The sequence below is a fragment of the Aeromonas sp. FDAARGOS 1418 genome (genome assembly GCF_019048585.1).
Lineage (GTDB): Bacteria > Pseudomonadota > Gammaproteobacteria > Enterobacterales > Aeromonadaceae > Aeromonas > Aeromonas caviae.
Genome location: NZ_CP077387.1, coordinates 1,101,993 through 1,115,531, shown reverse-complemented (window position 1 = coordinate 1,115,531; position 13,539 = coordinate 1,101,993). Strand labels below are relative to the sequence as shown.

The 13,539-nt window shown below is 61.5% G+C and carries 14 protein-coding genes; 4 read left to right on the top strand and 10 right to left on the bottom strand.

Annotated elements, in window-relative coordinates:
* Positions 1-18 precede the first annotated feature (18 nt).
* From hutC to ftsY, 6 genes are all read right to left on the bottom strand, one after another.
* A complete protein-coding gene (hutC, locus tag I6L48_RS05390) occupies positions 19-723 on the bottom strand; it encodes a histidine utilization repressor (protein ID WP_010672607.1) in 705 nt (234 codons plus the stop codon).
* A gap of 10 nt (positions 724-733) precedes the next feature.
* Positions 734-1,393: a carbonate dehydratase gene (gene can, locus I6L48_RS05385; RefSeq protein ID WP_010672606.1), complete on the bottom strand. Its 660-nt coding sequence runs from the start codon at positions 1,391-1,393 to the stop codon at positions 734-736.
* Between the two features lie 127 nt (positions 1,394-1,520).
* Positions 1,521-2,375 carry an RNA polymerase sigma factor RpoH gene (rpoH, locus tag I6L48_RS05380; protein ID WP_029313526.1) on the bottom strand — a complete coding sequence of 285 codons (855 nt, stop codon included), beginning with the start codon at positions 2,373-2,375 and terminating at the stop codon, positions 1,521-1,523.
* Positions 2,376-2,827: 452 nt separating this feature from the next.
* A complete protein-coding gene (gene ftsX / locus I6L48_RS05375; RefSeq protein ID WP_029313524.1) occupies positions 2,828-3,781 on the bottom strand; it encodes a permease-like cell division protein FtsX in 954 nt (317 codons plus the stop codon).
* On the bottom strand, positions 3,781-4,449 hold the full coding sequence (ftsE, locus tag I6L48_RS05370; RefSeq protein WP_010672603.1) for a cell division ATP-binding protein FtsE: 669 nt from the start codon (positions 4,447-4,449) through the stop codon (positions 3,781-3,783). Before ftsE ends, ftsX begins: the two co-directional genes overlap by 1 nt.
* A 222-nt stretch (positions 4,450-4,671) precedes the next feature.
* Positions 4,672-6,486, bottom strand: a complete 1,815-nt coding sequence (gene ftsY / locus I6L48_RS05365) for a signal recognition particle-docking protein FtsY (protein ID WP_216987837.1) — start codon at positions 6,484-6,486, stop codon at positions 4,672-4,674.
* 110 nt (positions 6,487-6,596) lie between these two features.
* Between ftsY and rsmD the strand changes: the two genes are divergently transcribed.
* Both rsmD and I6L48_RS05355 read left to right on the top strand, forming a co-directional pair.
* A complete protein-coding gene (rsmD, locus tag I6L48_RS05360) occupies positions 6,597-7,226 on the top strand; it encodes a 16S rRNA (guanine(966)-N(2))-methyltransferase RsmD (protein ID WP_043154418.1) in 630 nt (209 codons plus the stop codon).
* Between the two features lie 108 nt (positions 7,227-7,334).
* Positions 7,335-7,649: a DUF1145 domain-containing protein gene (locus tag I6L48_RS05355; protein WP_010672600.1), complete on the top strand. Its 315-nt coding sequence runs from the start codon at positions 7,335-7,337 to the stop codon at positions 7,647-7,649.
* 33 nt (positions 7,650-7,682) lie between these two features.
* On the opposite strand, the gene I6L48_RS05350 is transcribed toward I6L48_RS05355, so the two are convergent.
* Together I6L48_RS05350 and fabR are read right to left on the bottom strand one after the other, a co-directional pair.
* Positions 7,683-8,048 (bottom strand): YijD family membrane protein, encoded by a 366-nt coding sequence (locus I6L48_RS05350; protein ID WP_010672599.1) that lies wholly within the window; start codon positions 8,046-8,048, stop codon positions 7,683-7,685.
* 19 nt (positions 8,049-8,067) lie between these two features.
* Positions 8,068-8,688 carry an HTH-type transcriptional repressor FabR gene (fabR, locus tag I6L48_RS05345; protein ID WP_010672598.1) on the bottom strand — a complete coding sequence of 207 codons (621 nt, stop codon included), beginning with the start codon at positions 8,686-8,688 and terminating at the stop codon, positions 8,068-8,070.
* Between the two features lie 149 nt (positions 8,689-8,837).
* On the opposite strand from fabR, the gene I6L48_RS05340 reads away from it, so the two are divergent.
* Positions 8,838-9,956: a fatty acid desaturase gene (locus I6L48_RS05340; protein ID WP_113069478.1), complete on the top strand. Its 1,119-nt coding sequence runs from the start codon at positions 8,838-8,840 to the stop codon at positions 9,954-9,956.
* Between the two features lie 470 nt (positions 9,957-10,426).
* On the opposite strand, the gene I6L48_RS05335 is transcribed toward I6L48_RS05340, so the two are convergent.
* Positions 10,427-11,680, bottom strand: coding sequence for a phosphatidylserine/phosphatidylglycerophosphate/cardiolipin synthase family protein (locus I6L48_RS05335; protein ID WP_216987836.1), 1,254 nt, complete (start codon positions 11,678-11,680; stop codon positions 10,427-10,429).
* A 75-nt stretch (positions 11,681-11,755) separates the two neighbouring features.
* Between I6L48_RS05335 and I6L48_RS05330 the strand changes: the two genes are divergently transcribed.
* Positions 11,756-11,917 carry a hypothetical protein gene (locus tag I6L48_RS05330; protein ID WP_010672595.1) on the top strand — a complete coding sequence of 54 codons (162 nt, stop codon included), beginning with the start codon at positions 11,756-11,758 and terminating at the stop codon, positions 11,915-11,917.
* A 5-nt stretch (positions 11,918-11,922) separates the two neighbouring features.
* On the opposite strand, the gene I6L48_RS05325 is transcribed toward I6L48_RS05330, so the two are convergent.
* Complete coding sequence (locus I6L48_RS05325) at positions 11,923-13,344, bottom strand: lytic transglycosylase F (protein ID WP_010672594.1); 1,422 nt, start codon at positions 13,342-13,344, stop codon at positions 11,923-11,925.
* Positions 13,345-13,539: the final 195 nt, after the last annotated feature.

The window sequence follows — 13,539 nt, the reverse complement described above, 5'->3', positions numbered from 1 at the left end:
CTTAATATGTATATACAATTATGCGAGACGCGTCTTGGAGCTCAGCTTGTAGCGGGAACCCGGCGACAACAATCTGGCATAGGAGACCAGAAAGCCGTCTGACCAGGTTCGCCGGTGCAGCAGCAGGCAGGGGGTGTCGACCCTCACTTGCAGCAGTCCGGCTTCACCAGCACTCGGCAACACGGCTTCTACCACGTGCTCCATCTCGGAGAGGGGGCAGATCTCCATCAGATAGCTGTTTGGCGTCTGCTGGGTGAAATCCTGCTCGCCATAGCCGGGCAGTCGCTCGGCATCGACGAAGCGCTCCTCCAGTTGCAGCGGCTCCCCATCGGCCTGATGGACGATGAGGCTGTGAAAGGTGGGCGCCCCGACCCGCAGGCCCAGACGCACCGCTACTTTCTCGTCGGCGGCCTGACGTTGCAGCCGGATCACCCGCGCGCTGTACTCGCTGCCCCGCTCGGCGATCTCGTCTGCAATATTGCGAATCGCCAGGAGCGGCGACTCGGTACGCCTGTCGGCCACGAAACTGCCGGATCCGGCGGTGCGCACCAGCCAGCCTTCGGCCACCAGTTCACGCAGCGCCTTGTTCACCGTCATGCGGCTCACGGCAAACTGCTCGCACAGGGCGGCCTCGGTCGGGATCCGGTCGCCCGCCTGATAGTGGCGTTCGCGGATCCCGTCCAGGATGTGCTGCTTTATCTGAAGGTAGAGCGCAGGAGCCACCAGCTGGTCCTCAGCGGCGACGATGGGGCGGACGCATGTCCGGCCAGGCGCGATAGACGTCCGGGATCTGGTCAGGGCCGCTGATGCAGAGATCGAGATCGTGCAGCAGGCCATCCTTGATGCCGTAGATCCAGCCGTGCACCGCCAGCTCCTGCCCCTTGCGCCAGGCATTCTGGATGATGGTGGTGTGACAGACGTTGGCGACCTGCTCGGCCACGTTCAGCTCGCACAGGTAGTCGAAGCGCTCGTGCTCATCCTCGATGGCTTCGAGCTGTTCGCCGTATTTGAAGTAGACGTCCTTGATGTTGCGCAGCCAGTTGTCGATGAGACCCAGCTCCTGGTTCTGCATCGCAGCCTTGACCCCACCGCAGCCATAGTGGCCGCAGACGATGATGTGCTTCACCTTGAGCACCTCCACCGCGTATTGCAGCACCGAGAGGCAGTTGAAGTCGGTGTGCACCACCAGGTTGGCGACGTTGCGGTGGACAAAGACGTCCCCCGGCAAGAGCCCCATCAGCTGGTTGGCGGGAACCCGGCTGTCGGAACAGCCGATCCAGAGGTACTCGGGTGCCTGCTGGGCGGACAGGGTAGCGAAGAAATTGGGATCCTCGGCCTTGATCCGTTCCGCCCACTCACGGTTGTTGGTAAACAAGTCGTTCAACAGTTTCACTTCTGCTCTCCCTACTGTGGCAGTGGCGGCAACATACCATACACAAGGGTAACCAAGGCAAGGCCGACCAGATCCCCGCAAAACAAAAACAGGGCCATCAGGCCCTGCTTCTTACCGGAGGAGGCCGTCAGGCATCCATGGCATCTTTCAGCTTCTTGAGCGCGTTTTTCTCAAGCTGGCGCACCCGCTCGGCCGAGACGCCGTAAGTATCGGCCAGCTCCTGCAGGGTGGTCTTGCTCTCGTCATCGAGCCAGCGGGCACGGATGATGTGCTGGCTGCGCTCGTCCAGGGTCGCCATGGCCGCACTCAGACGACGGGTGGCATGGCTGTCCCAGTTGTCGTTCTCGATGTTCGCGGCGAGATCGGAAGATTTGTCTTCCAGATAGTGCACCGGCGCGAAGCCACCCTCGTCTTCATCGTCACCGACCAGGTCGAAGGCCTGATCGTAATTGCTCATGCGCGCTTCCATCTCGGTGACGTCGGCAGCGGATACCCCGAGGTCGGCAGCCACGGCCTGTACCTCTTCGTGGTTCAGCCAGCCCAGACGCTTCTTGGATTTACGCAGGTTGAAGAACAGCTTGCGCTGGGCCTTGGTGGTCGCCACCTTGACCATGCGCCAGTTGCGCAACACATATTCGTGGATTTCGGCCTTGATCCAGTGCACGGCGAAGGAGACCAGACGCACGCCCACGCTCGGGTCGAAGCGTTTGACGGCTTTCATCAGGCCGATGTTGCCTTCCTGCACCAGATCGGCCTGAGGCAGGCCATAGCCGGAGTAGCTCTTGGCCACGTGAACGACAAAACGCAGGTGCGACATAACGAGCTGGCGTGCAGCTTCGAGATCACCATCCTGCTGCAGACGCATCGCCAGTTCGCGCTCTTCCTCTGCGCTCAGCACAGGGATCGAGTTGACGGCCTGGATATAGCCTTCCAGACTACCTTGCGGAATCAGAGCCATAGTGCGTTGCAATGAAGTTCCCATGTTCTACCTCTTACTTTTCAATCGAATCAGTCTAACACCCTGAGAAGACGTGTCTACCGACCAGGTATCATTCTGCGTGCTGCATCATACATCACCCCAGCATGAACCCGGCCTATCTTAGGCTGACGGCATGAATCATAAATGAACAGTCAAAAAAAAGGGGTCACAGTAAAGGACCCCTGAAAAGTAGCATGCTAAGTCCATTGTTGCGGAGCTCGCAACCTTCACATGCTTGCCAAGTCAGACGAGCAAGGCATAGGGGCCATACCCGTATTCATTCTGCTGCAGTCAATAGACCATTGATAAATCAAAAGGTTCAGAGGATCCACATATGATCCTCGGCGCAGACACCATTCAGATTACTCTGAGAAAGTGGCCCGTGCCAGAAACGGGCCACTCTTTTACTTGATCCAGTTCGCAAAATCCAGCGCTTTAAAATGCTGACAAATTAATCAGGACGGTTCTATGTCGCGAATGTGCCTGTGTACCGAGAACCAGGAGGCGATCAACCCCAGCAGGGCGCCCAGCAGTATGAGATTGAAGCCGTCGAACGCCCCCATCCCCACCAGACGGAAGTTGCTGTTGTAGAGCCCCGCCAGCTCCTTCACCACCCCCTCGCTCCAGATCACCATCACCTCGGTCAGCCACCAGGCCAGCATGCCGCCGATGACCCCGAACCAGATACCCGTATAGAGGAAGGGACGGTGGATGAAGGCATCGGTCGCGCCCACCAGCTTGAGCACTTCAATCTCGGAACGCTGGTTGAGGATATTCAGGCGCAGGGTGTTGCCCACGATCAGCAACACGGCGGAGAGCAGCAACACCGCGATACCTGTGATGGTGTGGCGCAGCAGGTTCATGATCCCCTGCAACCGGGTCAACCACTGCAGATCCAGCTTGCCCTGCTCGATACCGGGCTCGTTCTCCAGCTTGGCGAGCAGCTCGGCGGCCCCTTCGGGATTCTGCCACCGAGGATCCGGGATCACGCTCAGCACCGGCGGCAGCGGGTTGCTGTCCAGATAATCCAGGGCATCACCGAAGCCGGAGATCTCCCGAAATTCCCTGAGCGCCTCGTCACGGTTCATATAAGTGACGGACTCCACTTCCGGATAGAGCAGGATCCGCTGCTTCATGTCGAGGATGCTCTGCTCCGGCAGATCCTTGCGCAAATAGAGGGAGATCTGGGAGCTGGTCTGCCAGCTCCCCTCTACCACTTCGGCATTCTTCAGCAATACGTGGAAACAGGAAGGCAGCGCCAGACTCACGCCAAGTACCGCCAGGGTCATCAGGGAGGCGAGCGGGTTGCGCCACAGCTCACCCAGGCTGGCAAAGGCCTGGCGCACGTGATCCACGCCATACATCATCAAGCGACGCAACGGCGGCTGTTTATGACGAACAATAGCCATCAGCGATCCTCCCCGGACGAATACATGCGACCCGCCTTGAGGGTCAGGGTGCGGTAGCGCATCCGGGCGATCAGCCCCAGATCGTGAGTGGCAATCAGCACGGAGACGCCGAAGCGGTTGAACTCCTCGAACAGACGCATGATGTCCATGGAAAGCTGGGGATCCAGGTTGCCGGTCGGTTCGTCCGCCAGCAGCAGGGGCGGCTTGTTGACGATGGCGCGGGCGATGCCGACACGTTGCTGCTCACCACCGGAGAGCATGCGAGGCTGGTAGCGCTCCTTGCCGAGCAGCCCGACCTTGTCGAGCGCCGCCGCCACCCGCTTGTTGATGTCCCCATGGCTGTAGCCATCGATCACCAGGGGCAGGGCGACGTTGTCGAACACGGTACGATCCATCAGCAGGCGGTGATCCTGGAAGATCATGCCGATCTGGCGGCGCACGTAGGGGATCTGACTGCGCTGGATGTGGCTGACGTCATCGCCGTGGAAGAATACGCGGCCGTCGGTCGGTCGTTCCATCACGCTGATGAGCTTGAGGAGGGTACTCTTGCCCGCCCCCGAATGGCCGGTCAGGAAGGCCATCTCCCCCTTGCGCAGGTGAAAACTGACCTTTTGCAGCGCTTGATGACCGCCACTGTAGACCTTGCTGACCTTGTCAAAACGAATCATAACGGTTCCCTGAGATTGACAAACCCCGACCGGGATAAAGCAAGGGGCGCTCACTCGCCCGTACCGGCACAACACCTGGATGACAACACCGGTCACAAGCATGCCGCGTGTCATCCTTGCCCGGATGAGCAATACCTGCGCCCTCATAGTGACATACCCCGACCGGAGTCGGGGTATGGAACACATGCTTGTCACGGCCGGGCCGACTCATGTCAGCCGGATTTATTCTTCGCGGCTGAAGAGCGCCTCGATAAAATCGTTGGCGACGAACGGGCGCAGATCGTCGATCCCCTCGCCCACCCCGATGTAGCGGATCGGGATCTGGAACTTGTCGGCCACCGCGAAGATGACACCCCCCTTGGCAGTGCCGTCCAGCTTGGTGAGGGTGATGCCGGTCAGGCCCACCGCCTCGCTGAACAGCTTGGCCTGACTCAATGCGTTCTGGCCGGTGCCTGCGTCCAGGGTAAGCATGACCTCGTGGGGCGCCGCATCGTCCAGCTTCTTCATCACCCGCACCACCTTCTTGAGCTCCTCCATCAGGTTGCTCTTGTTCTGCAGGCGGCCGGCGGTATCGGCGATCAGCACGTCAGCCCCGCGGGAGCGGGCTGCCTCGATGGCGTCATAGATGACGGAGGCGGAGTCGGCACCGGTGTGCTGGGCAATCACCGGAATGTTGTTGCGCTGACCCCACACCTGCAGCTGCTCGACCGCAGCGGCACGGAAGGTATCGCCAGCGGCCAGCATCACGCTCTTGCCCTCGGCCTGGAACTGTTTGGCCAGTTTGCCGATGGTGGTGGTCTTGCCGACGCCGTTCACGCCAACCATCAGGATGACATAAGGCTTCTTGCTGGTGTCGATCACCAGGGGCTGCTCGACCTTGGCCAGCATCTCGCCCATATCCTGTTTGAGCAGACCGTAGAGCGCCTCGGCGTCCTTGAGCTGCTTGCGGTCCGCGTGCAGTACCAGCCCCTCGATGATACGGGTGGTGGTGTCGACGCCAAGATCGGCGGTCAGCAGCTGGGTCTCCAGCTCTTCGAACAGATCGTCATCGATCTTCTTGCCGCTGAACAGGCCGAAGAAACCGGAACCGATATTCTCCCTGGTACGCACCAGGCTGCGCTTGAGGCGGGCAAAGAAGCCCTCCCGCTGCGGCTTCTCCTGAGTGTCGTCGTCCACCTTGGCGGCAAGTGGCAGAGCGGCCAGCGCGGCGGCCTCAGCCTCCATCGCGGCGACCAGACGCAAATCTTCCGCTCGCTGGGCCTCTTTGGCGACACGGGCTTCCTCGGCAGCCTGAGCTTCGGCGGCAATACGGGCTTCTTCTGCGGCGCGAGCCTCGGCGGCAATACGGGCTTCTTCCGCGGCAAGGGCTTCGGCAGCGATGCGAGCCTCTTCCGCAGCGCGGGCTTCGGCGGCCACACGGGCTTCTTCTGCGGCGCGGGCTTCGGCGGCAAGACGAGCTTCTTCCGCAGCGCGAGCTTCGGCGGCAATACGGGCCTCTTCCGCAGCGCGGGCCTCGGCGGCAATACGGGCTTCTTCTGCGGCACGAGCCTCGGCGGCAATACGGGCTTCTTCTGCGGCGCGAGCTTCGGCGGCAATACGGGCTTCTTCTGCGGCACGAGCCTCGGCGGCAATACGGGCTTCTTCTGCGGCGCGATCCTCGGCGGCAACACGGGCTTCTTCTGCGGCGCGAGCCTCGGCGGCAATGCGAGCCTCTTCCGCAGCGCGGGTTTTGGCGGCAAAAATGGCGTCGTCTGCGACCTGAGCTTCGGTTGAGATCAAAGCCTCATTGACGATGACGGGCTCAAGCTCGCCCTCCGGCTCTTCCACAACCAGGGGGCCTTCGTCAGGGCCGCTCAGCGGCGCTTCGGGCTTGGCGGCGGGGGCATCAGCCGGGGCAACATCGGCGACAGGCGCGGGAACAGCGGCGGCCTGCGACTCGACGACCGCCGGGGTAGCGTCGGGCGCCTGCGATGGAACGGCCTCAGCCTCTTCTTTCTTGCGGCCGAAACCCAGCCAGGAAAACAAACCTTTTGCCATCTAAAAATACTCACATCAAAGGCTGACTGCTAAGATAGCCGTCCCTAGGCGGGTCGGCATAAAAATGAACCGCCTTATACTATCACTTTATTTTCTGACGACGAAACGCGATGCCCAGAGTGAAATCCAGCCGTAACAGCCCGAGCAAGAGCCCGGCCCCCCAGGGGCGAGCGGGCGTGGTACGAATCATCAGCGGCCAATGGAAGGGGCGCAAACTCCCCGTCAGGGATGTGGAAGGGCTCAGACCCACCACGGATCGTGTCAAGGAGACCATCTTCAACTGGCTGGCTCCCCACGTGCGCGGTACCCGCTGCCTGGATCTCTTCGCCGGCAGCGGCGGGCTGGGGCTGGAAGCCTTGTCCCGCTATGCCGAACAGGTCACCCTGATCGAGATGGACAGAGGCGCCGCGGACCAGCTCAAGAAGAACCTGACGACCCTGGGCAGCAGCCAGGGGCAGGTGATCCAGGCCGATGCCGTGAGCTGGCTGCAAGGCACCGCCACCCCCTTCGATCTGGTCTTTCTGGACCCACCGTTTCGTCGCGAGCTGCTGCCCCAGGTGTGCGAGCTGCTCGAGCAGCGCGGCTGGCTGGCATCCGATGCCCTCATCTATCTGGAGCGGGAAAAAGAGATGGCCGATCTGACGCTGCCTGCCAGCTGGAAACTACTCAAGGACAAGCAGGCGGGTCAGGTCTGCTATCAGCTCTATCTGCGGGACACCAAGCATGACGCTGCTGTTTAAAGGGGAGATGGGCACAGTCCCCTTCTCCGTCAATTTGGACAACGGCTCAAGGACAAGCAGGTCGATCACATCAGGCCTGCTATCAACTCTATGTACGGGAGGTAAACGATGAAGCGGGTGTTTAATCTGTTGGCGATGGGGGTGCTGCTGTTCTTCTGGTTCGGTGTGGCACTCGCCCTGCTGGGCACCCTGCCGGGCAAACTGAACGGCTTTCTGCCGGTGTGCGGCGTCATCGTGATATTGATGCACTGGGTACAGGCCAGCATGATCAAGGCGGCCTGCAAACCCTACTTCGCGGTCACTCGTCTCGAATTCACCCAGGTGCTGATCTTCGGGGTGTTCGGCATGATGGATATCCGCACCAAGCTGCAGGCCATCATAGACGCCAGGAAGAAGGGAGAGACTCCCCCCAGGGCCGACTAGGCCACCCCCGGCCCGACCAGAAGGAGTGATTCGTCACTCCTTTTGCGTTTTTCCGAGGCTGATTCCCAGCTTGATGGAGAGAGCGGCGAGCAGCAGCAGCATGGCAATGAGGGAGAAGAAGTTGCTGCCAAGCTCGGGGTACTGCACCTTGACCAGGGCAGAATGGCCGAACACGCCGATAAAGAAGCAGAGCAGGATGCAGCTGGGTGTGTTGCCCACCATGGGCTCATGGCGATAGTGCTGATAGAGCTGGCTGGCCGCCAGCAACAGGGCGATGAGGGGGTAGAAGGAGAAGGGGACGACCGACTCCGTCAAGGCCGACAGGAAGGCATCGCCACAGATACCGATCAGCAGGGCCAGCACCAGGGGCTTCTTCGGAATCGCGTTCGGTTCATGCATGAGGCTGTCCATCCTTGCGTTATGTGAGAGATTCGTGGCGCTTGCGGTTCTGCACCTCGGCGCCCATGGCGATCATCCGCAACTGGCTGATGGTGCGCTCCGACAGTGCCTTGCACTCTTCCGGAGTCATGTCGAGGGCGTCTGCACCGGCGCTGAAGACGATGGTCACCATGGCCTCGGCCTGGATATAGGCCTCTTCCCGTGGCGCCTGCGTGGTGGCTTCCAGATAATCGGTCAGCTCGGCGATGAAGTGCTGGATCTCCCGGGCCACCGCCTGACGGAATGCAGCCGAGGTGCCGGAGCGCTCGCGCAGCAGCAGCCGGAAGATGTTCGGGTTGTTTTCGACGAATTCCATGAAGGTCTGCACCGAGGTGCTGATGACGCTGCCACCACCGGCAATGCGCTGGCGCGCCTGGCGCATCAGTTGGCGCAGGGTCAGCCCTCCCTCGTCCACCAGCGTCAGCCCCAGCTCTTCCATGTCCCGAAAGTGGCGATAGAAGGAGGTCGGCGCTATGCCCGCCTCTCTGGCCACTTCCCGCAGGCTGAGGTTGGAGAAACTGCGGTTGGCGCAGAGTTGACTGAACGCCGCCTCGATCAGCGTACGCCGGGTTTTTTCTTTTTGTTGCGCGCGAATACCCACGAAAACAGTCACCTTGAGATTAGCGAGGCCAGATGATAACCCGAAGGCGGGGCCGGGATCAGGTTTGTCTCCGACTTTTTTACCATTGACCCGCATTCCGGCTCAATGGAGAATAGTGAACATCTGTTCGCTGAAAGGAGCCGAGTGAAATGGACCGCCCCCCGATCATCATGACCAACACCCTGCTGTTCGCCCTCTCCGGGCTGACGGCACTGATAGCGGTCCCCTGGTATGGACTGAGCCAGGGCTACGACCTCTGGCAGTGGCTCTGCTTCCTGCTGCTGTTCTGCTATTGCGGCATCTCCATCACCGCCGGCTACCACAGGCTCTGGTCCCACAAGGCCTACAAGGCACACCCGGCCCTGCAATGGACCTTCGCCATCGGAGGCGCGCTCGCCCTGCAGAACTCGGCGCTGCACTGGTCCTCGGATCATCGCCGCCACCACCGCCACGTGGATGACAACCAGAAGGATCCCTACAGTGCGGGTCGCGGCTTCTGGTACTCCCACATCGGCTGGATGCTGCGGGAATACCAGCGCGATACCTACCACGACTACAGCAATGTGCGCGACCTGCAAAACAACCCCGTGGTCGCCTTCCAGCACAGGCACTATCTGGCCCTGGCCCTGGTCACCAACATCGGCATTCCGCTGCTGCTCGGCCTCTTGCACGGGGATCTGCTCGGCATGATGCTGCTGGCCGGGGTGCTGCGCATGGTGATGACCCATCACACCACCTTCTTCATCAACTCCCTGGCCCACATCTGGGGCAGCCAACCGTTCACGGATCGCAACAGCGCCCGGGACAACGGTATCCTGGCCTTCTTCACCTTTGGCGAGGGCTATCACAACTTCCATCACCTGTTCGAGAACGACTACCGCAACGGCATTCAGTGGTGGCAGTTCGACCCCACCAAGTGGCTGATCCGCACAGCCGCCTGGTGCGGGCTCGCCAAAGACCTGAGATCCTGCCCGGAGGAACGCATCGAACAGGCCAGGCTGGAGATGCAGCTCAAGCGCGCCCAGGCCAGAGTGCACAAGCAGGACGACAGGGAACGCTGGCAGGCACTGCTGCAGGAGGAGTACGACAAGCTGAGCCTGCAGATCCAGCACTACTATGCCAGCCGCAAGTCACTGCTGGAGCAGCGCAAGCGCACAGCCCTCGCACGCTACGACAGGCTCAGGCTGCAACTGGAGTACCGCACGTTGCGAGACGGTTTCCTCGTTGCCAAGCGCAACTGGAGTCGTCTGCTGGCGGGCCTCGCCTGATCGCCGAGACATCACGCAAAAGACCGCCAGCAGGCGGTCTTTTTGATTGGGCAAGTGGACGGCGGGCATAAAAAAAATGGGGCAACATTCGCATGTCACCCCCTCGCAAATAGCATGTTCCATATTGGGCTCCCGCAACCACGGGGGTCTGTCTGGCATCACGGGTTTCCGCTCCCGATCCGCCTCGCCTGCCGGAGCAATCCGGTTGGCCGATTTCCCCTGTTGCCGTCACCCACACGGCAGACCAGCCGCCGTGTATGTCCTTGCACTCGAGATACTACGCAGTTAAATAAAATAAAAAACCGTTCTACACGCACCTCTATGCAGTCGAGGAACCTGGATTGTTACTCCGCTCTTAATATAAATCGATTAAAAACAATACTATACAATCCAGTCCCGTCTTTGGATGGCAAACGTTATCCTCGAAGGCGCACAAGGCTTTGCGAGATCTCGCACAAGGCGGATCCCACTCACAACCAACGATGCAAAGGTAACCAATCGCTCAACTGCGCCAGCAGGCGCCGCCATGCAGAGGGGGACGCCGCCACCGGGTGCACGGCCTGCTGCAACCAGCCATCGATGAGTTGCTGCAACTCGTCGCACAGCGTCGGGCTATGGAGGTGCAGCATCAACTCGGTGTTGAGCATCAGGGAGCGGGGATCCAGGTTGAAACTGCCGAGCAGCGCCTCCTCCTTCCCCATCAGGATCAGCTTGGCATGCAGACTGAACGCCACCGTCGTCAGCTCGAACAGGGTGATCCCCTGACGCTCGAGCCAGGGGCGGTGACGTCGATAGGCGCCATAGACCAGGGGCACATCCGTGCTGGCCAGGGAGTTGGTCAGGATCTCGATGTCGACCCCCTGCCGTCGCTGCCCCTTGAGCCGGCGACGCAGCCCCCGTGTCAGGATCAGGTAAGGGCTCACCAACCTCAGGGCCCCCTGATTGCTCGCCAGCGTGCGTCCCAGCAGGGGCGCCGTGGTCGGCCGGGCGACCAGCCCCTTGCCGGGGCGATCGAACCAGCACAGCCCTCGCCCGGGATGCCAGCAAAGGGGAACGGGGCACTCATCAAACAGAGTGGCCGGCAGATCATAGGCGGCCGCCATGGCGGGGTCGGTCAGGGTCAGCAGGAAGTCGTTCAGGGCCCGGGTTTCGGCTGGCAGCAAGGGGCGTCTCAACAGGCGACGGACCGGGTGGCTCCAGCGACTGTGCCAGAACAGCGCGAACCCCTGCTCGGCCTGCTGACAGAGGGGGCCGCGGCAGAGCAGATCCAGGTCGATGAAGTGAGGCGACATCCCCAGCCCGAAGTAACGATCACCGATGTTGCGCCCGCCGATCACCGCCTGGCTGCCATCCACCAGCAGCAGCTTGTTGTGCATCCGGTGGTTGATGCGGCGAAAGCTCAGCACCCCTTCCAGCAGCAAGGTAAGGGGACGCCAGCCCCGCAGCCAGAAGGGGTTGAACAGGCGCACCTCGATGCCCGGTTCCGCCGCCACCGCCTCCAGAAAGCGGTTCTCCCCGCCGTAGAGATCGTCGATGAGCAGTTGCACCACCACTCCGCGCCGGGCCGCCCGCACCAGCTCCGCCAGCAGCAGCTTGCCGCTGCCGTCCTCTTCCCAGCTGTAATACTGGGCGAGGATCCGGTGGCGAGCCTGGCGGATCAACTGGCATCGGGCTTTCAGGGCGGCGCCGGGATCGGCGAGCAAGGCAAACTCGGCGGGGATCAAGGGTCATCTCCCTGTCATCTGGTGGTGGCATAACCCAGACAACCGCCCCGATAGCCCAGTGTCAAGGAGCCGATGATGGAACTGCGCGACCACCCCTCCCTCAGTCAGAGACCTCATGCCAGCCAACCGGATCCCACCCCGGCCAGGCTGTTGATGCCCTGGTACCAGCAGCACCGGGATCTGGGCTGGGAACCCCTTGCGCAGCATCACGAGGATCCCCTCCCCGGCCAGCATTGACAGGCTCAGGGCTGCACCGCCTCGATGGCCTCTGACTTGCCCTCCAGCTGGGGCAGGCTGAAACGGTAGGCCACGTAGTATTTGTAGATGGTGCCAACGTAGTTGATGGGCCCCTGGCCCACGTCGTTGGCCACCAGCTGCTCCACGTTGCCGAACCAGACGTTCGGATCCAGCCCCTTATCGGCCGCCTTGGCCTGCAATGCCTGGACACGGTTCGGACCCGCATTGTAGGCGGCCAGGGCGAACAGATGGCGATTGAGCCTGTCCATCCCGGGATCATTGAAGTAGGTGTCCAGGATGAGCCGCATGTAGCGACAGGCCGCCTCCACATTGCCCTCCAGACTGGTGAGTCTGGCGCCTCGGATCCCCACCTCCTTGCCGGTACTCGGCAGCAGTTGCATGATGCCGACGGCCCCCCGGTGAGAGCCGACATTGGGATTGAGCCCCGACTCCTTGTAAGCCAGCGCGGCCAGCATCAGCCAGTCCAGCTGATACTTGTCCGCCTGGGCCTCCAGTACCTTGCGAATGGTCGACAGGCGCCCCAGCGGGTCCGGCGCCAGTATGTTGCTCATGCGGTCGCTTTGCGCCAGCAGGCGGCGCAATGTCATGTCACTGTAGAGGGTCCGCTTGCTCGACTCCGAGATGTAGGCGTTCACCGCCTTGAGCAGCTCCGGGCTGTTGTTGCGCAGGGCCCAGGCGCTTCGCCCCTTGTCCCGCAGCGGAATCAGCCTGTGGGCCTTGAGGCCGCCAATCATGTCGAGCCAGATCCGCCCCTTGAAGCTGTCGGTGACCGTCAGCGGAATGATCCCGGCTGACACCATCTCCAGCAGGTCCCCGTCCTGCAGGTATTCGGGAACCGTCTCGATGTAGACCGGGGGCAACCCCAGCTCCCGAAACAGCCAGTTGAGCTGGTGCAGGCTCTCGAAATAACTGGAGCTGGCTCGCACCCAGATCCGCCGGCCGGACAGCTGGGTGATGCGATTGAAGGCAGGGAGCTCCCGCTGGCTCACCACCCACTCCTCGATGGGGGCGATCAGCGGCTGGGAGAAGGTCACCTGTTCGCGCCGGGTGGGGGTGACCGTCAGGTTGGCGGCCACCAGATCCCCGCGCCCCTCGGCCAGATAGTCCAGCAGCTTGTCCTGGCGCACCGGGATATAAATGATCTTGAGCTTGAGCTTCTCCTTGGCCAGGTAGGTCTGGTTCAACCAGCGCTCGAATCCCTGAAGCTGATTGACCAGGATGCCGTACTGGGCTCCCTTGTCGAAAAAGAAAAACCCCCGCTCATAGACCACCAGGGCCCTGAGCTCTTTTTTTTGCAGGATGTGTTCGAGATCACCGGCCTGGGGCAGCAACTGCGGCTTGAGATCCGCCGCCAGCAGAGGGAGAGAACAGAGAGCCAGCAGGGCCCAGATCCATCGCCGCATCATGATTTAACCACCTCGCTGTGGGCCGGTGCGCACCGTCGGGTCTGTCAGAGAAGGCGCCTGCGCCAAGTCATGGGGCGTCGCGGGATCTTCTGCCGATCGGCGCATGCCGGACGGAAAACGGATCGTCCGTGGGATAACTCACTATACAACGCAAAGAGAGGGAAAAGGCGAGGGGCAAAGCAATACGGCAGGCAA